Annotated in this window: 13 protein-coding genes, 1 pseudogene and 1 CRISPR repeat array; of the genes and pseudogenes, 5 read left to right on the top strand and 9 right to left on the bottom strand. The window is 68.7% G+C overall.

Features of this window, described 5'->3' with window-relative positions; genetic code table 11:
* Positions 1–385 precede the first annotated feature (385 nt).
* Positions 386–1027, top strand: a complete 642-nt coding sequence (locus WMF19_RS50075) for a mannan-binding protein (protein ID WP_437896841.1) — start codon at positions 386–388, stop codon at positions 1025–1027.
* Positions 1028–1172: 145 nt separating this feature from the next.
* Here the strand turns inward: WMF19_RS50075 and WMF19_RS50070 are convergent, their stop codons facing one another.
* The 3 genes from WMF19_RS50070 to WMF19_RS50060 form a co-directional block, all read right to left on the bottom strand.
* On the bottom strand, positions 1173–1736 hold the full coding sequence (locus tag WMF19_RS50070; protein ID WP_437896840.1) for a sigma-70 family RNA polymerase sigma factor: 564 nt from the start codon (positions 1734–1736) through the stop codon (positions 1173–1175).
* Between the two features lie 193 nt (positions 1737–1929).
* On the bottom strand, positions 1930–2826 hold the full coding sequence (locus WMF19_RS50065) for a helix-turn-helix transcriptional regulator (protein ID WP_437896839.1): 897 nt from the start codon (positions 2824–2826) through the stop codon (positions 1930–1932).
* 120 nt (positions 2827–2946) lie between these two features.
* A complete protein-coding gene (locus tag WMF19_RS50060) occupies positions 2947–4077 on the bottom strand; it encodes an RNA polymerase sigma factor (protein WP_437896838.1) in 1131 nt (376 codons plus the stop codon).
* A 427-nt stretch (positions 4078–4504) separates the two neighbouring features.
* Between WMF19_RS50060 and WMF19_RS50055 the strand changes: the two genes are divergently transcribed.
* Genes WMF19_RS50055 through WMF19_RS50045 form a run of 3 tightly spaced genes read left to right on the top strand, consistent with a single transcriptional unit; the run spans position 4505 to position 8683 of the window.
* Positions 4505–5425: a hypothetical protein gene (locus WMF19_RS50055; protein ID WP_437896837.1), complete on the top strand. Its 921-nt coding sequence runs from the start codon at positions 4505–4507 to the stop codon at positions 5423–5425.
* Positions 5426–5445: 20 nt separating this feature from the next.
* Positions 5446–7083: a hypothetical protein gene (locus tag WMF19_RS50050; protein WP_437901766.1), complete on the top strand. Its 1638-nt coding sequence runs from the start codon at positions 5446–5448 to the stop codon at positions 7081–7083.
* Positions 7084–7120: 37 nt separating this feature from the next.
* Positions 7121–8683, top strand: coding sequence for a hypothetical protein (locus WMF19_RS50045; protein WP_437896836.1), 1563 nt, complete (start codon positions 7121–7123; stop codon positions 8681–8683).
* 188 nt (positions 8684–8871) lie between these two features.
* On the opposite strand, the gene WMF19_RS50040 is transcribed toward WMF19_RS50045, so the two are convergent.
* The 5 genes and pseudogenes from WMF19_RS50040 to WMF19_RS50020 form a co-directional block, all read right to left on the bottom strand.
* On the bottom strand, positions 8872–9033 hold the full coding sequence (locus tag WMF19_RS50040) for a hypothetical protein (RefSeq protein WP_437896835.1): 162 nt from the start codon (positions 9031–9033) through the stop codon (positions 8872–8874).
* 143 nt (positions 9034–9176) lie between these two features.
* Positions 9177–9752, bottom strand: a complete 576-nt coding sequence (locus WMF19_RS50035) for an energy transducer TonB family protein (protein WP_437896834.1) — start codon at positions 9750–9752, stop codon at positions 9177–9179.
* A gap of 126 nt (positions 9753–9878) precedes the next feature.
* Positions 9879–10274 (bottom strand): hypothetical protein, encoded by a 396-nt coding sequence (locus WMF19_RS50030; RefSeq protein ID WP_437896833.1) that lies wholly within the window; start codon positions 10272–10274, stop codon positions 9879–9881.
* Between the two features lie 682 nt (positions 10275–10956).
* Positions 10957–16934 (bottom strand): annotated as a pseudogene (locus tag WMF19_RS50025) (RHS repeat-associated core domain-containing protein); the annotation flags it as partial.
* A 1011-nt stretch (positions 16935–17945) separates the two neighbouring features.
* Positions 17946–18710: a CRISPR direct-repeat array (repeat unit 31 nt; unit sequence CCTCCGCCGCTGAAAGGCGGCGGCCCCATTG).
* Between the two features lie 294 nt (positions 18711–19004).
* On the bottom strand, positions 19005–19388 hold the full coding sequence (locus WMF19_RS50020) for a hypothetical protein (RefSeq protein ID WP_437896832.1): 384 nt from the start codon (positions 19386–19388) through the stop codon (positions 19005–19007).
* A gap of 113 nt (positions 19389–19501) precedes the next feature.
* Between WMF19_RS50020 and WMF19_RS50015 the strand changes: the two genes are divergently transcribed.
* Positions 19502–20443, top strand: a complete 942-nt coding sequence (locus WMF19_RS50015; RefSeq protein ID WP_437896831.1) for a hypothetical protein — start codon at positions 19502–19504, stop codon at positions 20441–20443.
* Between the two features lie 490 nt (positions 20444–20933).
* On the opposite strand, the gene WMF19_RS50010 is transcribed toward WMF19_RS50015, so the two are convergent.
* Positions 20934–21776: a Uma2 family endonuclease gene (locus tag WMF19_RS50010; protein WP_437896830.1), complete on the bottom strand. Its 843-nt coding sequence runs from the start codon at positions 21774–21776 to the stop codon at positions 20934–20936.
* Between the last annotated feature and the right edge of the window lie 223 nt (positions 21777–21999).

Genomic DNA, 21999 nt, shown 5'->3' with positions numbered 1-21999 from the left:
GACCACGCGCGGTGGGCCTGGGCCCGAGGGCTCCAGCCGGCTCACGTGCCGGGCGGAGCGACGATCTGGACGAAGGCCGCGGTAGCCGGAAGGACGCCGCTAATACGTTCGGCCCATCCTTGCCGGCAAACTCTTGCCGGGCAACTCGCGACGGCGATCTCTTGCGGGCAAGGTCTTGCCGAGGCGGCCATGGGCGGGCGCGCCGCGCCCCCGGGAACGAGCAGGCGCCGCTCGCATTCTGCGCGCTGACGTGGAGGACCGAGCGCTTCCGAGGAGGGCGCGCCCTGGTGGCACGCAGGCTGCAAACAGCAGAAACCAGAATCGGACGGGCGGCGAACATCGCGACCCAAGACATCGACCTGACCGACCACTCCAGGAGCCGACCATGAACACGAAACACATTCTCTCCGCACTCTTCACCTCCAGCGCGCTCGGCATCATGCTCATCGCGGGTTGCAGCGTGCCGATGGACGAAGGCGACTCCGAGCAGGCGTTCTCCGACGAGGAGACCGTCGAGGAGGCGTCGCAGGCGCTCGGCCCTGCGTGCGTCGCCAAGAATCTCGCGCTGGAGGCCGGGCCCATCTGGAACACCACCGATGCCCAGACCAAATGCCCGAACGTCTGCAACCCCCAGAACATGAACTGGAACGGGCAGTGGTGGACCACCGTTCCAGGCGCGATGTCGGTGTGCGAATGCAGCCCGCGCCCCGCCGCCGTCGTGCAGGCCGGCCCCATCTGGAACAACACCCATGCTCAGACGCAGTGTCCGAATACCTGCGCCGCGTTCAGCAGCGCGACGAAGTGGGACGGGCAATGGTGGACGACCGTCCCGGGCCAGATGTCCGTCTGCGAGTGCGCCTACAAGCCGCCGGCGTCGGTGTCGCAGGAGGCCGGGCCCATCTGGAGCAACGCCGACGCCCCGAGCAAGTGCCCGGTCGCCTGCGGCACCACCCGAGCCTGGAATGGGCAGTGGAGCACGACCGTCGCTGGCCAGATGTCCGTCTGCAGCTGCGAGTGCACGCCCTGAGGTCACGGCGACCCGTTTGGCGGCCGTGCCGGACCCAGGGCGTTCCTTAGGTTCAGCGTGTCAGGACCCAGTTCCGCCCGCCAGAGGGCCGGCCAGGGATCCGGAGCGAAGTCGCGCCGGAAGTGAACAACCAGGCCTTTGATGCTCATCGCGGCCCCGCTCTCCGGTCGAAGTCCTCCATGGTGTCCCGAAGCCGGATGATGTCGCGCAGCGCACGAATGGCCTTGGTGCGTCGCTTGTAAATCACAGAGCGAGGTAGCCCCACCTCTTCGGCGATCTGGGCCATGGAGACGCCGTTCAGGTCGTGTGCCACGAGAACGAAGCGCAGCTTCGGTTCGAGTTCGTTCACCGCATCGATGGCGCCCGCCCTGATGCTGTCGGATTCCATCGTAGCAGCGGCATCCGGCGCTGGATCGGCCACATCGATCAAATCGATGAGTTCCTCCCTGCGATGCCGCATGCGCTCGTGATAGTGCGAGGCAACGTGTACAGTGATCGCGTTCAACCAGCGTTCCGTCCTGCCGCGCTTCGGCTCGAACCTGGGCCAGCTCTGCCAGGCGTTGAGCCAGACTTGGCCTGCGACGTCGGTACGATGGCACCGTGGGATCCCCAGCCTCCTTAGCCAGCCCAGCACGGCACGAACCAGCGCCGGGCAAAACAGGCGCGCGTGCGCGGCGGCGCGCTCGTCTTCATTCGACAGACGATCCATGGCGTTACCCTCCCCCGCGGGCAATCACCCGTAAGCGGATGATGCCGCGCGTCCGCACTCCTGCGGCACCGGTTCGCGGTCTTCCCCGTCCGCTACCAAAGGAAGACGTCAGCCGTAGCTGCTCAGTTCCCGTAGCGGTGGCGCGCTCGCCAGCAGACGCCTGATGGCGTGTAGCTGCAAGGCGCGGCGGCGCTCACCCATGGCCTCCTACTCCCGGAAGCGTAGTGTTCAGCGGCGAGCGCTGTGCGTCCTCCCAATCGGACCGGTTGGCGGAGCTCGCCCCTCCTTCGTCAGGCTGTAGCGGGAAGCTCGTCAGGGTGGCAGCACGACGGGCGAGCTCTTCCCCCGCGACGGCACGGACAGGGCGCGGCGACCGAAGCCGCGGCATTGGAGGCGGCGGGAGCTTCGCCCGCGGGCTCCTGGCCACAAGCTCGGGAGACGGCACCACGGGCGGAGGAACGTCGAGCGCGCGGGGAGGTATCGTCGGCGGAGTCGGTGGCGCCGAGCTCGGCGCCGACGACGCCGCCGGACGCGCCGAGCTCTCGCGCTTTGTGGCGGGCTCGCCCAGCTGGATCACCACGGTCTCCTCCGCGTCCGATCGGTGGTCGTCGTATAGCCGCCAGAGGCGCTCCCAGTACCGCGCCGGCGCGCCGGTGAAGGCCTCCAGCTGCCGCGCGAGGCCGGGCGTCATGGGGAGGTCGCTCCTCAGCAACCGCTCCACCTCCCTCGGTTCCAACCCCGTGCTCTCGGCCAGCTTTCTCCTCCACGAAGGCGTCATCGCGCAGAACGACTCGAGGACCCTTCCTGGCCAGGGGACGGGGCGCGCTCGGGCGTCTGTCAGCTCGGCGAGCGCCGCGTCGACGTGACAGTCCAGAAGGCGCCGATATCGGTCGCGCTCCCTCGTGGCCTGCTCCTTCGCATCGGTGAGGGCCGCCTCCTCGTCATCATGCGCGTGCTCGCGCGCCTCGCGAAGCCCGCGCTCTCGTCCCAGCGCTTCGCGCGCGGTGACCGCGAAGCCGATCGCGACGCACGCGATCATCGCGAGCCCGAGCGGCGACACGAGCCACATCGCACCCAGCATGTCTTCCATGATCTTTCGCCTCCTGGACCTGAGCGTTCTTGTCCGACACAACGCGGATCTCGGCGTTGCGCTGCGCGAAAGCAGCACCGCTATCCCCGCCTGCCTAGCTGTTGATGGGTAGCCGACGATTCAGCGAAGCTGCCTGAGCAGCGCTTCGCGCTCCGCGGCGAGCCGCCCTCGCGGGAACTGCCGCGCGTGGGCCTCGAGCAGCCGGCGAGCCTCGACGTCGGCCATGACGTCGTTGGCCTCGATGGCCCTCCGCGCCTGGTTGACCAGGCTCCTCTCGACCTCGCCGGCGGTCGGTCGAACAGCGCTCGCCGGAGGCGCGGCCCGGCGACGTCTCGTCTTCGCGTTCGAGGGAGCGGGCGTGCCGGTCGCCATCGCTTCGCCGCGCGCGCTTCCGTGTTCCGTGCGCGACGAGATCTCGTGCGCGGGCGCTGCGGCGGGCGCCGCAGCGTCGGGCGCCCCATCTCCGCTGGCGGGCCCCGCGGCGCTCTGGGCGCCATCTCGCGCGGTGGGCGCGACGGCGTCCTGCTCCGCGGGCGCGGTGGCAGGGGCGCGGACCGCCGCCGGCCTGAACCACGATTCCAGGTCGGGCAAGGGCGGCACGGTGGAGACGAGCGCGCCGGTCAGCAGGACGAGCGCGGCCTGAACGACGATCCTCAGGCCCAGCCGGCGCAGCGAGGCCACCCACGACGCACGACGGCCGAAGCCCAGTGCAAGCGGCACGCAGATGCTCCCGTCCCTTCCCTGAGAGCGCTCCTGCGCCTGCCACCGTCCCCCCTGCACCTCGAGCTCCTTGTGCGCCCGCCGGTGTCGCGTCTTCACCGTGTCCAGCGGGAGCCCCTGCTCGGCGGCGATCTCGGCGAGCGGGACCTCCTCGAGGTCGTGCTTGATCACGAGATCCCGGTACTTGGGATCGAGTTGGTCGATCAGCTGCCGGGTGAGCTTTTCCCGCTGCCGTCTGCGGAGCAGCTCTTCCGGCGTGAAGAGCTCATCTCGGATCTCGCGCTCATCGAACGACGTGAGCACCTCGCCGCGGCAGCGCGCGTCCCGGACGTGATTGCGCGCCTGGTTGACGGCGATCGTGACGCGGTACGGCCCCGGGTCGCCGCCCGGCTCGATCCGTTGGTCGGCGTCGAGCCCCCGCAGCAGCGCTTCCTGGGCGATATCCTCGGCGTTTCGCGCCGGTACACCGTGGCGCCTGGCCAGGCGCCGGAAGAGCTCGAAGCCGGGAGAGTCGGTCGCTGGCTTGGCCACGGTAAGCAGCACACGTGAGGCGACCCAAACGGTTCAGAAAAATGAGTCGAGGAGCAACTTCGGTCGGACAGTGTGCCGCCGTGTAGTCGCCCAGACTACGCTGGGCAATGTCTGATGCATTGTTGAACGCATTCCCTCATCCGACCGCCGATTCTCGCGCAAGCCGCCGAGACGTGCCGATTTCTGCCGGTTGACGTCGAGTAGCCGGCGTCGGTACCGTCGCGGCATGCGTTGCCTTGCGCATTCGCTCTCGATTCTTCTTGCGCTCGGGGCCGCAACAGGCTTCCCGAGCTCGTCCAGTGCGGACGTCACCCATCCGAAGGCGGGACCGAGCAACCGATCGACGGTGAAGGCGCATGTTCGCCGTGGTCAGAAAGCGCGCAAGGCCGGGCTGTGGACCGAGGCAACCGCTGAATACAAGGCAGCTTTGGAGGCCGCCGACGCGGCGACCAGCACCGAGGTGGAGCGCGCGGAGCTCGCCGGCGAGCTCGGCCTTTGCGAGCTCGCGCTGCACAAGTACCGCGACGCGGCGGAGCACCTGGCCAGGAGCCTGGAACAGCGCGAAGCGTTGCCGGAAGCGCTCCAGCAGCGATTCGAGGCAGGGCAGCGCAAGGCAGCGCCGCACGTCGCGCGGCTCGTGCTCGGCGTCGATCCGCCCGACGCCGAGGTGCTCGTCGACGGCAAGCGCATCGGCCGGACCGCGCGGACCTACACGCTGTTCTTCGAGCCAGGCCAACACATGGTGCGGGGCCGTGCACCGGGCTGTAAGGACGCTCTTCATTCCTTGCGCGCCGTGGCAGGCGCGGAGCACGAGTTCACGATGCCGTTGCTGTGTGCGGCGGCGAGCGGCACCAAGGAGGCGAGTAGCGCCAAGGGGACCACGGCCACGACGGCGACTCCGGTGCGCGCTTTGCCCGCTCCGCGCGCGCACGCCCCCAGCCCGTGGGCCTCGTGGCCGGGCACGCTGCGTGTCGTGGGAATCTCGCTCGCGACGGGCACCGTATCGGCAGGCGCCATCCTCATGATCAGCGCCAGCAAGCTCGATCAGGACATGAGCGCGCGGCGTGACCAGCTCGAGAGCGACCCGAGATCGAGTTCGTCCATGTGCTGGCAAGCGCCGGAGCGCTCGCCGTGCGGCGAGCTGCGGCGCCTGCGCGACGCGCGCAACCTGTCCGACCGGGTGGGCATGGCCCTGGTCATCACGGGCGGTGTGATCGGCGCGGCCACCGCCGCGTCCTTCTTCACGGACTTCTCCTTCCTGGGCCGCACGTCAGCTCAGGATCGGGTCCAGATATCGCCCGTCGTGACCGGGCACGAGACGGGCGTGAGCATCGAGGGGGTGTGGTGACGATGCCGAGTACCGAGGGGATGCGGCCACGGGAAGACCGAAGAGCGTTCGCCGCCGCCGTTGCTGTCGTGGTCTGTGCGTGGGGAGCGAGCAGCACGCTGCTAGCTTGCACTTCGTACCGTGACGATTGCTGGGAAGTGATGGAGTGCGCCCCTGCGCCTGAGCCGACTCTCTGTGACGGCGACCCAGCGACGACAATGGCGCTCGACGAGTGCGGGGTGTTCGTCAGCCCGTTGTCGGGTGACGACAGGAGCCCTGGCACGAAGGACGCACCGGTGAAGACCCTGCAACACGCTATTGGGCTCGCCGCGCATGGGCGAAGCCACGGCGAGGAGCCGACCCGGCGCGTGTACGCGTGCGGCGGGTCGTTCGAGGAGAAGATCACGCTGCCCTCGGGGGTTGACGTCTGGGGCGGGCGCCTGTGTGACGGCGGGGATTGGTCGTATGAGGGGTCATTCGGCGGGCCGGATCACCCGACGATCATCGCTCCGCCGGGGGGGATCCCGCTGCGGGTCCTCGGGGAGGAGGGTATGGCGCTCGCGGAGGACGACGCGACGTCGGTGATTGCCGGCGTGCGCGTCGTGGCGGCGGACGCATCGGCGCCAGATGGAAAGTCGTCGATCGCGATGATTTTGAGCACGGGGGCCACGGCGTTCGTGCAGGACAGCGTGATTGTCGCCGGCAACGGCAAGGACGGGGAGCCGGGAGAGGACGCCGACACCGAGCGGGCAGCGGACGGCCTTGAGGGGAACGACGGGGTGTCCGCCTGCACCACGGACTCCCCGACAGGCGCCCTCCCGGTCGTGACGGTGTGCGACGATGGCATCGAGTCCATCGGCGGCTACGGGGGCGACGGCGGGCTCGAGTCGGGGAGCGATGGCGCTCCGGGACAGCCGGTGCCGGCGGACAATCCGGAGGGCCTCGGCAGCGCAGGTGTCGGCGCAGACGTCACGTTATGCGACGACGGGCGCAGGGGCGCACACGGCGCCGACGCCGGTCGCGCGGACGGCGCGGTGGGGGTGGGCCACCTTGGCAAGGACGGATGGATCGGCGTCCGGGGCAAGGACGGGAAGCCCGGCGGCACCGGCCAGGGCGGCGGCGGCGGTGGCGGCAGCAAGTCGCGTGGGGAGATGGTCGCGTGTCGGGCAGGCCTGCCCCAGGGGGGCGCCGCCGGCGGCTCGGGAGGGAGCGGCGGCTGTGGCGGTCGGGGCGGCTATGGAGGTGGCTATGGCGGGGCGGCCATCGGCATTATCGTGCTGGACGGCGCGGAGCTGACGATTGGGACCAGCGACGTGATCACGGGCAAAGGCGGCCAGGGCGGAGTGGGCGGTAGGGGCCAAGAGGGGGGCGTCGGGCGATATGGCGGCAACGGCGGAAAGGGATTTGGAGCCGACATGCCGGGCGCGTGCTCGGGTGGCCTGGGAGGCAACGGCGGTCGCGGAGGTGACGCCGGCGGCGGGCTCGGGGGCGCAACCATCGGCATCGCCTATGTGGCGCCCAACTTCGCCATTCGACCCGGGACCTACATCCAGGTCGGAGACCCCGGTCATGGCGGCTATGCGGGGAACGCCGGTGCCAGTGACGAGGTGGGCGAAGGGCAGCTAGGCCCCACGGGTGAAATTCATGCGTTCAGCGTGGGGAACGAGCCGCCCCATTGACTCGTGCCTTGCGAGACGTCGCCAACGAGGGATGCCCATGAGCCTGAATTCCGCGATCCTCCTGTTCTTCGTTCTTCCGCTCGCCGCGGCCGGTTGCGGGACCGCGCCGGCGGTGGACGGCCCTGGCGGCGCGCCGCCGTGTGACGGTCCATCGACCTGTGCGAGCGATCCCGTCCCCGAGTCGGTCTGCCTGGAGCATCTTGCGGCGCGTCGGGCGACGGACGGCTGCGGTGTGTTCGTCATCCATCCGTTTTTCGGCGGTGACGACGGGAATCCGGGCACGAAGGACAGGCCGGTTCGTTCCGTCCGGCGCGCGATCGAGCTCGCGCGCACCGGGCGCGGTCGCGTGTTTCTTACCGACGATGCGTATCAGGAGACCGTCACGCTCCCCTCCGGCGTGGATATCTACGGAGGCTTCGAAACCGCCATCGGATGGGAACGCCAAAGAGACCTCGAAAACCCGGTGCACATGCTGGCCAAGCTCGGTCCCGCCGATCCCCGGCTCATCGCGCTGACCGTCGAGCCGGCCCGCGCCGGTGACACGGGGGCAGCGGACGGGGTCTCGATCGTCGATCATGTGTTGGTCAACAGTACAACGCATGTCGGGATGGTCGTTCGGTCGGGCGCCGCGGTGGAGATCGTCGGAAGCTGGATCCGAGCCATGGCAGGATTGAGGGGCGACCATGGGGAGGAATGGCCCTGGCCGTACCAGGCAGCGACGGGACCGGATGGGCAGTACGGGGAAGACGCGTGCTCCGCCGCCACGGTCCCGGGCGGGGCTCGCGCGGTGAACCCGTGCGAAGGAGGAATCCCGAGCTTCGGCGGCGCAGGCGGTGAGGGGCTTCCCGACGGGGCGGGCGACGGCGGGGACGGGCAGCCGCGCGTAGCGTCAGACCCGACGGCCGGACGGGGGGGCGATGGGGACGCGCCAGGCGTCCATTGCCGACCAGGTCAGGTGGCGCTCCACGGCGATCCAGGCATCCCCGGTGAGCCGGGAAAGGGCCGCGGTCGGATCGATGAGACCGGATGGCACCCTGACAGGGCCGGCGACGGCACCCGGGGGACGCCCGGGCAAGGCGGCGGCGGGGGCGGGGGCCGCCGGGGCGGGCTCGCGGTGTGCGGCGTGGCCTCCAAGGGAGGCGCCGGCGGCGGCTCCGGAGGTGCCGGCGGCTGCGGCGGTCGAGGCGGCCGAGGGGGCGAGAACGGCCAGCCGAGCATCGGTATCCTGGCGCTCCACGCCAAGGTGACGGTGCGCGACAGCACCATCACCGCGCGCGACGGTGGCCCCGGCGGCGACGGCGGGGGGCCGGAGGATGGCGGCAAGGGCGGCAGGGGCCTGCCAGGCGGCGCCGTGGGGGACGGCACGTGGTCCTGCGGCGGTGCCGATGGCGGCGACGGAGGCCCTGGCGGCCGTGGCGGCCCCGGGCGCGGCGGCGACTCGATCGGCGTCGCCTACCTCGACGAGGACCAGCTCACGCTGGAGGCGGTCACCTTCGAGCTGGGGCTGCCGGGCCCAGGCGGCACGAGCTGGAATTGGTCTGGCGAGGAGATCACGGGGGAGGACGGCATCAAGGTCGAGACGCTTCGATTCCCCGAATAGCTTGTTGTGCTGATGTCGACCGGCGGCGCCGCCGGTCGTGGCGCTCCACTGCATCAGATGCGGACACACTCGGGTGGGCGCTGTCTCGAGCGTCTTGAGCCGTTCGATGCCATGTCGCTGGATTCGATGATGCGCTGTACTTCGGGATGATTGAGGTACCCTTCGCAATTTTCATCGACCGGAAGCGGCTATCCCGGCGCGAAGCCGCTCGGATCCACGAAGCTAAGCGGGCCATTGAGCAAGCAGCTGTATAGATTCCAGCTCTCCCCGAAGTACGGAATCGAAACGATCGGAGCCATCGTCAAGAGCCGCCCGATCTTCAGACCGTAGGTCCTGCCCTTTGTGTTCACAAGCTCGAGCTCATCGTCGCTCTCGTGCCCGGTGAACTCCTACGTCGCCTTGCAGGAGAACGATGCCGGAGCAGGCTCTCCCACACGAGGTTCTGTGCTACCCGAACGGATCGTAACTCCGCTGTTCGGCCGTGTCGCCGCTCTCAAGGCCCATGCTTGAATGCGCTCGTGGCAGTCATCGAGGAAGGTGCCTTGGCAAGCAGGAATGGTCTCGCGTTCCTGGGACTACATGCCTGATACGGATCAGCATGAAAAGTCCAGTGCACATAGACCTTGCCGCCCGGGGACGAGATCGAAGGTGGTGGCACGTCGAAGCGGGCTGCGCGTCGCAATGCCGAGAGCGCGACCACATCGAAGACGACGGATCCACTGGATTTGGCGACGCCCAGCTTCGCGATGCGGCCATCCACCTGATTTACGACGATCTCGATCAACACCGCGAGATCCACCGCATCGCGGAGCTCGGGGTTCGCTTCGCGCGCGGCTGTCAACTCCTCCTCATATACGTCGTGGAGGCGTTCGTGCATGGAAACGATATAGAGGGCAAAGGGAACACGTAACCGGCCGAGCGCGGCGGTGTTCCCGACCTGGACGTCGGGAACATAGACATCGCTGAGCGCTCGTGCGACTCGCCACTCTTCGACGTTCGGTCGGTGATGCGGGGCGGTGGCCCTCGTCGGAGGCGCAATCTTGGAGCAGGAGACCGTGACAGCTGCCATCGCCCAGAGGATCAGTACGGCCCATAGCTTGTTTCGCCTCCATGGCAAGACCTTTCGCCGCATGGCTATCCCGTCAAGCCATCGAGCACAGAGACAATCGCTCGAGCGCATCGGTCCGTGAGGGCATCAGGGAACGCTTGGGGCATTACCAAGTAGCTCAACCCATATTTCAGCTGGGTGCATCTCGTCATCCACTAGCACCCTAACATTCGCTCCAGGACGATTGTTTTTCATCTCAAGCAACACTTGGTTCTCGGATGTGACCAGTGCCACCCCTCCTCCAGGGGTGTCGACTGTTCCACGGAATACTTCTATGCCACCTATGGTGGCACCAGGCGGGAGATCTGCCCCAAGAGTCAAGGCTACGTCACCGTCGACATCGGCTATCGTACGAATTGAGATGCAGGATGCGTTTGCGGAGACCACCTGCTCTGGATCGTATGCGGGTACATTCATGTCGTTGTTTGACGGATCGAACACGAAGACGATCGGGTGCGTGGGGGAGTACGTTGTCGTTTTCATTCTACTCTCTCCTTCTCAGTTCTCGCAGAACTTCGCCACCTTGGCGCGCCTTGCAGTGGTTGCAATGCGGAAGGAATATCTTTGGCTCATCAAGTGCTTGTGGTGGTTGATGGTCGGCAATAGAATTCCCGCTCTTCGTTCCAGGCTCCTTGGTGCCACAGGTGTGGCAGCCGTGCTTCTCCATTAGTGCATTAACTTGCTTCTGCTCACTCGCGGTTGGCCGACCTCGGTGGGCGGGGATCGACTCCTTTGCGAACGGACCTGGCTTTAGGGTAGTAGGGCCATCTCCAGCAGGCGCCGTCCCCTGGGGGCCCGTACTGCCCGACCCGCTCGACATCAGCGCCTGCGTCAGCCCCTGAATCCCCGCCGCGATGTTCCCGACCCCACCGACGACCAGCCCGGCCGAGACGGCGATCGCGGGCACGCCGATCGCCGCGCCGATGCCGGTGGCGCTCGTGACGCCACCGAAGACCTCCCCGGTCACGCCCCCGAGCGTGAGCGCGATCCCGCCCACGATCTGCCCGATGGCCAGGCCCATCCTGGCTTCCGGTGTCCCATGCGCCAGCACGCCCCCGGTGTCCAGGAGCTCGTGACCCACCCCGGCGAAAGGAACGGCCCCGAGCAGCAACCCGGCGACGAACCCTCCCTCGATCTGGACATACGGGTTCTGCGACCAGTCGATCGGCGCCGTGGTCACCGGCTGGGGCACATACCCGGACGAGTTTCCGGTCGTGCTGACATCGACCGGCGGGGCCGCCGCGCCGACCTCCACAGCTTCCCGCGGACCTTCTACCAGGTTGGGAACCGTCTTGAGGCATTCGAGGCCCATGCACCCGGACTCGATGATGCGCTGTACTTCGGGATCGTTGGTATACTCCGGATCGACCGGAACCGGGGGACCCGGTTCGAACCCGCTCGGATCCACGAAGTTGAGCGGGCTGTTCAGCACATAGCTGTACGGATTCCAGCTCTGCCCGAAGGACGGGATCGAAACGATCGGGTCCGTCGTCAAGAACCGCCCGATCCTGGGATCGTAGATCCTGCCCTTCATGTTCACGAGCCCGAGCTCGTCGTCGCTCTCGTGCCCGGTGAACCCCTGCGTCGTCTCGCTCGGGAACGACGCCGGCGGGCGCTCCCCCCATACGGGGTTCCTGCGCTGCCCGAACGGGTCGTAGCTCCGCCGCTCGACCACGTCGCCGTCCTCGTCGGTGAGCGCATCGATCGAGCCGAGGTGATCGACATGCACGTAGCGCGTGCCGTCGTCCGAGCCTCCCCGGGTCACGATCGCCACCACGCGCTCCGGCGAGTGGACGTGGTACCGGTGCTCCACCGTGCCCGACGCCGCCTCGGTGACCCGCTCGTACAGGTCGCCGAAGTAGAGCGTCTCCTTCTCCGGCGTGGTCTTGCGGATCCGCTGCTGGTCGCCGTCGTAGCCGAACGTGATGGTGCTCGCGCCCTGCGTGATGCGCTCCGGCAGATCGAACGGCGTATAGCGCACCGTGGTGCCACCGGGCCGCGCCGCCTGATTACCGACAGCGTCATGCGCGAAGGTGTCCGTACCCGCGCCGGTGATCGCATGCGGGTGCAGCGGGTCGTCATACGAGAGGTCACCGACGTCCGACTTGAAGGTGAGATTGCCGTTCGGGTGGTAGTCGTAGCGGAGCGCGCAGGGCGCCGTCGCGCTCTCGAGATCGCCGAAGTACGCGCACGTCAGCCGATGGAGCGAATCGTACCGGAAGCGCTCCGTCGTGTTCTCGGGCTGGAGCGCATCGGTGCGGCGCGTGAGATTCAGGAGATCGTCGAACCCATAGTCCAGGTCTTGCACCTCCCCCGCGCCGCTCTGCGTCGCCATGTGCCTCAGGCGCTGCTTGTCCGCGAAGTAGCTCCGCTCCGTGACGGCGCCGTTGCCGAACACCTCCTCCCGGAAGCGCCCCGCGTTGTCCACGTCCGACAAGCGCCAGTAGGCGAGGTTCGTTCCGCTGTCGCGCACGGCGAGCACGTGGCCGTGCGCGTCGCGATCGTGGGCCACGACGAACGGCGCCGCGCTGGCAGGCGCCGGATACGTGACCGTCTCGACGCGACCGAGCGCGTCGTAACCCAGCCTGGCCTCCAGGGGAGAGCGCTCGCCGTCGATGCGGAGCGCGATCGTGTCGAGCTGCCCACGGCCCGTGTACCCGTACGTCTTCTCCCCGTCGGGGCTCGCAAGCGTGTGGAGCTTGCCGACGCCGTGCGCCGCGGTGTCCCAGGTCCACGTGGTCGTCCGGCTCTCGGCGCCGTCCTGGTCCACGCGCGAGCGGGGTCGACCGAGCGCGTCGTACGCCCACGTGGTCTCTCGCCCGAGTGCATCGCTCTGCGAGATCTGCTCGCCGAAACCATCATGCACCGAGACCGTCGTGCCCCGATCGGGGTCGTCGAGCTGCCGGACACGGCCGAACGCGTCGCGCGTCGTGCGCGTCACCGCCTCGCCCGGATCGGTGACCGTGTGCAGCAATCCGAAGGGGCCGTACGCGTAACGGGTGATCCCTTCGGCCGCGTCGGTGATGGTCGTGATGCGCCCCAGCGGATCCTGCTCGGTCACCGTCACGTGATCGAGCGGGTCGGTGACGCGCACCCGCAGGCCATCGTACTGCGTCGTTGTGGCCGCGTTCCACGGCGTCGTATGCCGCACTTCGCGGCCTACGGCGTCGTACTCGTAGCGATCGTACAGGATCCCGCTCTCGGGCGTGTCCTCGCTGACCGGCACCGAGCGCCGCGCGATGTGCTCGCCCAGCGCGTCGTACCCGATCTCCTGCATGATGCGCTTCGCATCGCCCGAGCCCTCCGACGGCTCCGGTTCGGGCCCGTATCCCAGCCACCGGATCGGGCGGCCGAGGCTGTCGAACTCCACCGTATCGTCGGCACCGCCGGTCGTGATGCTCTGCTGCCTCACCCGCCACGCATCCTGCTCCGGGCCACCATCCTTGCTGCGAGCGAGGGAGACGGTCGTCGTCGTGCCGTCCGGGCGCCTTTCGATGCCGAGCCGTCCGAAGCCGTCGTGCGCCCACGTCGTCACGAGCTGATTCGGATCGACCCGCTTGAGGAGCACGCCGAGCGCGTCGTCGAACTCCACGAGCGTGGTGTGCCCGGCCGCATTCACGTGCTTCTCGGGGAAGATGCCCTCCTCGTCGAAGTCCACGCTGGATGTGCGCGTGTGCCCGAAGGCGTCCTCCGCCGTGACGCTGGTGATGTTCCCGAAGTCGTCGCGCGCATAGGTGAGCTTCAGCTTCGTGTCCGGCAGGCCATCGTCGCTCTCGGTGGACTCGGTCTCCACCTCGCCGTGGATCGTGTTCGTTCGCTTGAGGGTCCTGCACTGCGACATCCCCGCCGCCGCGCTGCACTCCTTCTGCGCCTCGAGCTGGCCGAGGACCCAGCGCTCGGTGTCGTTCTTGAACGACCGCGTGACCTTGAGCGTCAGGTCGACGCCCTCCGTCGAGACCTCCTCGGCACGCACGTTGCCGAACGTGTCGAAGTCCGTCACCTTCGATACCGAGTCGCGCAGCAGCATCGCGCCGTCGCCGCCGCGCTCGATCTCCCGCACGTACGCCTCGACGGAGGGCGTCGCACCGCCCGGGGGCGGATAGACCCCTTGCGCTCGCCTCACCCGGCGCTCGGCGGGCAGCGTGAAGTACGTGGCGCCGTCGTTGGTCGGCACGAGCGTCCGCGTCACGTCGCTGAACGAGAGCTCGATCTGCTCCGGTCTGGGCTGGCTCGCGAGCCCCGGAGCCCCGCGCCACGTCCGCTGGACGCTCCCCGCGAAGGGAAAGACCTGGAGCTCGTCGTCGAAGGTGACGTGGTCGTAGACGTCGATCGTCACGGCACCCGTATCCAGGTCGGTGACGATCCGCTCGCCGAACCCGAGAAATCCGCGGCCCAGCCGGTGGTAGCGCCCGTCGCGGTAGCCGATCTCGAAGCGCCTCGCTCGATCCGCGCCGTTGTTGAGCGCGTACGCGCTGACCACCCGGCGAGGGCCCACGACGCAGCGCCGCGGATAGCCGCAGTCATCCGCCGCGCCGGAACGCGCGACGTAGAGCGCGCTCCTCCGCTCCGGGATCTCCTCCGCGCCTCCGTTCGTGACCAGCGCATCGGTCAGGTGGCCGTACGAGATGCTCACGTCGGGCACGAAGCCCGGCTCGGTCGGCTCGTGCGCGTTCATCCCGTCAGAGACTGCGACCAGGAGATCCTGGTCGGCCGAGAGGTTCTGGAAGACGTTGAACACACCGCCGAGCGCCAAGATCACGTCCTGGGCCCGTCCCCGTTGAGATCGCCGGTGCGCGGCCCGCGCGGGTCGGCGAGCGTGATCGCGTCACCGAGCTTGGCCTCGAAAGGAACCCCTGCATCGACGAGCTTGAACGGCGGCCCCGCCAGGTCGCCCGTCGCTTGCAGGACGGCCCAGGACGGGAGCACATCGGAGCCACCCAGCAGCATGCCTGGTGGGACGGGCATGAGCAGATCCTGCCGTCCATCGCCGTTGAAGTCGAGCGGAACCGCGAGGCGGAAGAGCGCGTCCTGATCCGGGATACCCAGCAGATCGCCGAAGCTGAACGCGTTGACGGTCCGGAAGGGCGACATCACGAACGTCGACCCCGTGTTGAGGTAGGTGATGAGCTCATGACTGTTGAAGCCGGATTCGACGGCATCGGGCAGGCCGTCGCCGTTGACGTCGAGAAAGACGACGCGGCCCCCGGGCCGCACGACAGGGAGCTTGGTATCGACGACCTCCCAGCGTCCCTCGCCCCGGCGCATGATGGCCTCGTAGCTTTCTCCGATGAGGACCGCTCCGGCACCAAACACCTTCACGGAGGGCACGATGAGATCGATCTTGCTGTCGGCGTCCATGTCGAGCGTGTGGAGCTCCATCGCGCAGGGATAGCCGGTGAGCAGCTCGATCGATTCGCCCGTGGGGCCGAACCCCGCGGGCGTCGCGCCGCGCGCGGGCCTCCAGAGGTGGACGGTCCACACGGCGGACAGCGGGTCCGGCACCAGCTCCTCGGCGTGGTCCTGGCACTGGATCAGATCCGGCACCGAGTCGCCGTCGAGATCGGCGAGGTGCACCGAGGCGCCGGGGCTGCTCAGGCTCGGCGGTTTTGGCGTGCTCCCGAGCGGGAACGGCCGGCGGATGCCCGTGTCATGGAGCGCGAAGGTCCGGTTTGGCTGGGACAGGAGCACGTGCCATGTGGTCCTGGTGTCGAAGACGTCGTGGAGAAAGACGTCCATCTGCCCATCGTCGTTGTAATCGAGCACCGTCCCCAGCTCGGGCTGAAGAAGGGCCGGGTCGGACGGTCCATCCGGATCGGCGACGAACAACCAATCCTGGAGGAAGGCGCGCTCCGGCGCTGCGAGAAAGGACGGCGAGGCGCGGGGCCCGAGGTTGCGCGCCACCTGCCACGCGGTGATCGGATGCGACGGCGTGCTGGACCCCGCGACGATGTCCGGAATCACGAGATCGTCGAGGCCGTCGGCGTCGATGTCGAACACCATCGGGCTCGCCTTCTCGGAGACCGGCTTGTCGATGTCCGTCGTGAGCCGCTCGAATCCGGGCTTTCCGCGGCTGTACTGAAACCGTGTCGGAGGCTTGCAGACCCCGTCGCTCGCGCACTCCTCGACCTGGGTGAGGAGCGTCCGGCTCGTCGTCGGGCTCAGCTCGTAGCGGAAACCGTAGCTCCGGACCAGCGCGTCGCCCGGACCGAGCATCTGGATCTCCTCCAGGCGGAGCGAGCGCTGGAGCGCCATGCCGCCCGAGTAGCCCATGCGAACCGCGGCCGAGTCCTTGGTCCCGTACACGAAGCGCACCGCCCGGGAGGGAGCAAGCGACGGCGTGCCCTCGAAGCTCGTGTAGCGGATCTCGTCCACCGCATATTCGGCGGTATGGCCGTCCTCGGCCTCGGCGAGGCAATATGCGTACGTCATCGCGTTGCCGCGGCCGTCACGGGCCTCGTTCGCGAGCCACGCGTGCGCGACGCCGCCCCGCGCGAGCGGCTTGCTGCCCTCGGTGCGCCCGTATTCCACGACGCGGCCGGAGGGCAGATACGCCTCGAAGAAGAGCGCCTCGGCGGGCGCACCGCCTTCCGGAGGGTAGTGACCGACCACCTTCACGAAGGTATCCGGGAATGTCCGGTACTCGATGGTTCCCGGCCCCTCTCCCACGGGGACGAGGCGCTGGCCGTCGAGGCAGAGCGCGTCGTCGCCGTCGTACCGCACGCCGCGGATCTCCCCGTCTTGCGCGAGGCTCTTCGGACATCGCGTGATCGCGGACAGCCCGGTGATGGAGAAGCCGTTGCCGAGCACGCCGTCGCCACCGTCGCTGCGGTAGACGAGCTGGAGCCCAGGACCCATGCCCGCGCGCGAGGGCGGCGAGGCCAGATCCATGGTGTACACGGCCTCACCGGTGCTCGTCATAGAAAACGCCCCGGGGATGGTGCCGGCGGCGACGGTCTCGACCTCCGGCGCCGGACGGGACGTGGCAGGGCCATGCGCGCGCTGCGTCCGGCAGGCGACGAGGCCAGGCGGCTCCGGAAGCGGCTCGCCGAAGACGCACTGGCACCCGCCCGACCCGAGCACGCAAGCCAGAAACATCCAGAGCGGGATCAATGCCCGGAGCACACAACGCGGAACTGGCGACATCGCAGCCTCCCCGGCGAACAGCAGTGCCATGGCGCTGCATCGCGCGTCAAGCGCTGCGCTCATGCCGAATCGCGCCATCCATGCCGAGGTCGAGGCATTCGTGACTGCATCCGTGCCGATTCGGTGTGCGCGCGGCGGGCGACACAGCTGCCCTCGTCGAGCAGCGATTGGCCGTCCGTGATGAAACCGCGGCGAGGAGTGAGCGAGCCGGGTGGGAGAGCGCTCGGCTCGGGCGGCGTGCGCAGCGCCTCGACGACCATGAGCGCGGAGTTCGGCTGAGCCTGGTACACCTCGATCTTGAATGGATTGAGCCGGTACGGGAGGTCAGCGCGCACGACGGCGTGATCGGGACGCTCCACGGCAGCCCAGGCGCGGCGGCGCGCCGTGCGGCATTGGCTACCTCGACGAGGACCAGCGCACGCTGGAGGGGTACCTACGCTCTGGAACCGCCGGGCAAGGGCGGCATCAGCTGGAGCCACGACCGCCGTATGGCGTTGGGGCAGGACGGCGACGGCGTCGAGACGATTCGCTGCCCCGACAGGAGCAGCGCACATCAGCCGGGCGTGCACGCGCGGCAGGACCTGGCGGACGAGCTGGGCGGCGGAGCGGTGGCGCCAGGAGGGCATGCGGCGAGGGGGGCATGGGCGCGGGCGGCCGTGGTGGTGCCTGAGGCGGCTGCGCCCATGGCCCTGACTGAAGCGCCCGCGGCGCTCCAATCAGGAGCCGGAGCTCACGCCGCCGGTGACGGCTGCTTGACGGCTGCCCACGAGTGACTGGACGGCGGGGGAAGGTGCCGTGTAGAAGGGGGACGGCAGACCGGTTGCGAGAGGGGGAGTGACACGAAAATCCGAGGAGGCGCTCGCAACGCTGGCAGGTGTTTGAAATGACGAAAAAATTGGGACGACCTGGGGTGTGCGGAGCGCCTCCGGTGCCCGGAGCGAGGAGTCGATCGGGAACCTCTCGCAAACCGGATCGCAAGTGCGCGAAATGTCTCGTAGTCTTCGTGACCACCCTCCGCCGCTGAAAGGCGGCGGCCCCATTGAAGCTTCTCCTCGTCCTCGCCGCGCGTCGCGCCCAACACCCACCCCTCCGCCGCTGAAAGGCGGCGGCCCCATTGAAGCAACGTCTCGACGGACGACACCGCCGAGCACATCGCCCCCTCCGCCGCTGAAAGGCGGCGGCCCCATTGAAGCGGTTTTTCGCGCGTCTTCAGTGTGGCTCGGTCCAGGTCCCTCCGCCGCTGAAAGGCGGCGGCCCCATTGAAGCCCCGCCCTGTGCGAGCTCGTGCACGCCAAGGACAGCCCCTCCGCCGCTGAAAGGCGGCGGCCCCATTGAAGCCCCGCCCTGTGCGAGCTCGTGCACGCCAAGGACAGCCCCTCCGCCGCTGAAAGGCGGCGGCCCCATTGAAGCTCGCTCTCCATCTGCGACTGCGCGTCAAGGCTCGTGCCTCCTCCGCCGCTGAAAGGCGGCGGCCCCATTGGAGCAAGTCGACCGTGGCCTCGCCCGCCTGCGCGATGGATCCCTCCGCCGCTGAAAGGCGGCGGCCCCATTGAAGCGTCGCGTTAATCGCGTCCTGGAGCGTGAAGATGTCGCTCTCCGCTCTCCGCCGCTGAAAGGTGGCGGCCCCATTGAAGCGCGCCCGAGCTCCCCGCCTTGGGGCTGCTAGAGCACCTCTCCGCCGCTGAAAGGCGGCGGCCCCATTGAAGCATCGCCGAAGTGCGTCCCCTGATAGGCGCGATTGGCGCTCTCCGCCGCTGAAAGGCGGCGGCCCCATCGAAGCAGCGCCCGCTTGTCATCGACGTCCAGCCAGATGACCAGTCTACCAGGGCTCCCGGTCGATCAAGTCTCGACTACGGCCCGGAGGGGTCTCAAGCACAGTCCGAAGGGGTCTCGAGCACAGTCCGGAGGGGTCTCGAGCACAGTTCCAGGGGGTCTCGAGCACAGTCCGGAGGGGTCTCGAGTACAGTCCGGAGGGGTCTCGAGTACAGTCTGGAGCGGGCTCCGCCACGGTCCGAGCGCCCGTGACGGCAGGTCGCACCGCTCGTCAACCCCACCAGACCCCCGGGGCCTTCAGACGGGACCGCGCCCATCGGGGTCGAGCCCGCCGCGGTCGTCCGAAGGATGACCCGCCGGCAACTCCAGCGCCCGCACCGACGCGGTGCCAGGCCGCCCGTCCCTCGCGCCGCGCGGTCGGGCGACGGCGGCGACCGTGCGCGCCAGGCGTCCTGCCGCGCGCGCGACCACCTCGCGGACCCGCGGGTCGCCGGTAAGCGCGTTCACGATCTTGTCGGTGTCGTTCTCGTTCGCGCGGAAGCTCGTGACATGGAGCCTGTCGTCGGGTCCGAAGACGATGGCGTTCGGGCGGTATAGATCGCACCCCCACGGGTCATCGACGAGGACGCCGAGGAACGCACCGGTGTCGGAGTCGAAACTCGGGATTCGACCGTCGAGCATGTTTTGCTTCCCGCCTTCATGTGAACTCTCTCTGGGCAAAGTCGACCACCCCCGCGCGCCTGGGGATGACATGAGCCCGCTCGCCGGTGTAGCCTCCCATGCTGGAGGATCTCATGAGCAAACCCAAGACATCGAAATCCCCGAAATCCCCGAAGGCAACGAAGGCCGAGCGCAGCAAGGCCGAGGCGCTCGCGCCGCTCGACAAAGCGCTGGAGGACGCCAGTCCGACGGAGCTCGACGCCGAGACGACGGCCTTCCTCGCCCGCGTCCACACCTTGCTCTTTAACATCCCGCGGTACCTCGAGCGGGCGAGGCGCCACGGATACACGCAGAAGGAGCACGATCTGGGCTGGGAGCTGTACACCACGGCTTCCGGCAAGAACCGCCGTTTCGAGCACTGGCTGGCCGAGGGCGATCAACGCGAGGTCGCGGCCGGCGGCTCCGTTGAGCGGATGCGCTTGCTCCAGGAGATCGACGACTTCGAGAACCTCTGGTTCCCGCGGATGCGGATGATCATCCCCCGGGTGATCCCGCGCGAGAACGCCGCCCGGTTCACCGCCGCGTTCTTCAAGAACCTCTCGCAGCAGCCGCTCAGCCCCGCGGTGGTGGACTCGGTAAAGACGTTCCTGAACCGCGTCGACGAGCTCGCGTCGAGCGCCGAGCCCGGCGCGCAGGAACTCTACCGGACGCTCGGCGAGCGCGGGCTCACGCCGAAGAAGATCGAGTCGATGCGCCGGCTGATCGCCGCCGCGGAGGAGCACCGGACTCCAGACAGGACCGCGCCCGCGGTGGGCCCGGCGGAGATCGCGAAGGCCAAGGAGGCGCAGCTCGCCGCACTCCAGTCGCTCCGCCTCTGGTACAACGACTGGGCCACGACGTTCCGCGGCATCTTCAACACGCGCGAGCAGATCACCCTCGGCCTGACGACGCTCAAGCGACGGAAAAAGGACGCCGAGGCCGAGGATGCGGAGGCCGAGGACGAGGACGACACAGAAGACGACGAGGACGCGGGAGACGACGAGGAGGAGGACGACGACGGCGCCGCCGACCAGTAACGGCGCTGGCGCTCGGGACGCCCCTGTGGCTCGAACCATCCTCACGCCGGTGAGCGACGGCAGCCACCCGGACCGTGAGCCTGTGAGCCCGGAAAGTGGCACCTGGTTCCGCCCACCAGGGATCTGGAGAGAGAGCTCAACGCAAAGGCGCACAGGCACAAAGGCGCAAAAGAAAGAACACATGTCGTGCATTTTTGCGTCTTTGCGCTCTTGGCGTCTTTGCGTTCAATCTCTCTCCGCTCGCGACGCAGATCCCTGGCAGCATTTCTGACCCGAGATACCAGCGTTTCGACGGCGGCGACGGAACGCTACCAGCGCAAGGCCCATGGCGACGGCCGCTGCGTACGAGCTCTTCGGCGTCGCATCGCCGGCTACGATCGCGCCCCCGCCCGATTCACCGGATTCACCTGAAGAATCTGAGCCGGCGCCGGCGCTGCCACCGGTGTCGCTCGGATCGCTGCCGCCCGTCGTGGCGCGTGGGCCACCGCGCTCACCTCCGGGTCACGCGAGCCTCCAGGTCGCGCACCCGCGCCTCGAGCTCGCGGACCCGCGCCTCGGCGGCGGCGCGGGCGCGCTGCTCGGCGACGCGGGCGCGCTGCTCCAGGGCGCGCGCCTCGCCCTCGGCGCGGAGGGCCTCCTCCTCGGCTGGCACGAGATCCGTCGCGCGGGAGCTCCGCGCGACGCGCAACGTCGGGTGCGGGCCGTCTTTCAACACGACGAGGTGCGCGTCGAGCGCCTCGATCCAGACGGGATCGCCGCTTCCGTGGACCCGCAGGTAGGTGCCATCCGCGTCTCGCCGGTACAGCTGGAGAGGCACCCGCTCCTCCGCGAGCGGCGCGCGGGCGGCAGCCGCCTCGGGATCGAAGAGCAGGAGCTCGGGACAGCCGAGCTGCCAGTACTTCGCCGGCGCATCCTCGTAGATACGGCGCCAGTCGCCCGAGACCACCTCCAGCGCGAACCGCGGCGGACGATGTCCGGGCAGCCAGGTCTGCCACTGCCGCGGGACGGGCGGCAACGGGCGGTGATCGAGGACGTAGAGGTCCGGCAGGACGCGCACCAGCGGCTCGCCCCGCACCCACCCGAAGAGTTGCCCGGTGCCAGCGTACCAGTCGGCCCAGCCACGCTCGCGCGCAAGCTGGGCGACCACCGACAGCAACAGGCGGACGATCTCGGACCGCTCGACCTTGTCAGGACGCTCCGCGTCATCGGGCAGATACCAGCCGGACCAGTCGATCGCGGCGCCGGCCTCTTCCGGCGACAGATCGCGGAGCACGAGCGCGCGGGGAGAACGCCGAGGGGTAAGGGGGAACCCGATGCGATTCGGCGATGCCACGCGAGGAAATTAGCACCCCGACAGGCCCCGCGGGGCGCCGAATTTCAACGAGCACTGCCCGGCCTTCGCGCCCGACGACAGGCGGATCGCGTTCAACAGGACGTTTGGTCCGGGGGAGATGTACTATCATCCCGACTCCGGGTTTCACGTCATCCCCGCGGCCGGCGGCGCGCCGACGCGGCTCGCGGCCAACGACCCGCCCGCTTGCCTTGGGTCACGAGCC

Source organism: Sorangium sp. So ce124, assembly GCF_051525235.1.
GTDB classification, from domain to species: Bacteria; Myxococcota_A; Polyangia; order Polyangiales; family Polyangiaceae; genus Sorangium; species Sorangium atrum.
Note: the sequence above shows the minus strand (reverse complement) of the source record. Positions and strands in the feature narration are given on the sequence as shown.

Excerpts from the sequence above, each read along its gene's own strand:
- WMF19_RS50015 (WP_437896831.1), top strand. The coding sequence starts at position 19,502 with ATGAGCAAACCCAAGACATCGAAATCCCCGAAATCCCCGAAGGCAACG.
- WMF19_RS50045 (WP_437896836.1), top strand. The coding sequence starts at position 7,121 with ATGAGCCTGAATTCCGCGATCCTCCTGTTCTTCGTTCTTCCGCTCGCC.
- WMF19_RS50070 (WP_437896840.1), bottom strand. The coding sequence starts at position 1,736 with ATGGATCGTCTGTCGAATGAAGACGAGCGCGCCGCCGCGCACGCGCGC.
- WMF19_RS50050 (WP_437901766.1), top strand. The coding sequence starts at position 5,446 with ATGCGGCCACGGGAAGACCGAAGAGCGTTCGCCGCCGCCGTTGCTGTC.
- WMF19_RS50020 (WP_437896832.1), bottom strand. The coding sequence starts at position 19,388 with ATGCTCGACGGTCGAATCCCGAGTTTCGACTCCGACACCGGTGCGTTC.
- WMF19_RS50030 (WP_437896833.1), bottom strand. The coding sequence starts at position 10,274 with ATGAAAACGACAACGTACTCCCCCACGCACCCGATCGTCTTCGTGTTC.
- WMF19_RS50035 (WP_437896834.1), bottom strand. The coding sequence starts at position 9,752 with ATGGCAGCTGTCACGGTCTCCTGCTCCAAGATTGCGCCTCCGACGAGG.
- WMF19_RS50075 (WP_437896841.1), top strand. The coding sequence starts at position 386 with ATGAACACGAAACACATTCTCTCCGCACTCTTCACCTCCAGCGCGCTC.
- WMF19_RS50065 (WP_437896839.1), bottom strand. The coding sequence starts at position 2,826 with ATGGAAGACATGCTGGGTGCGATGTGGCTCGTGTCGCCGCTCGGGCTC.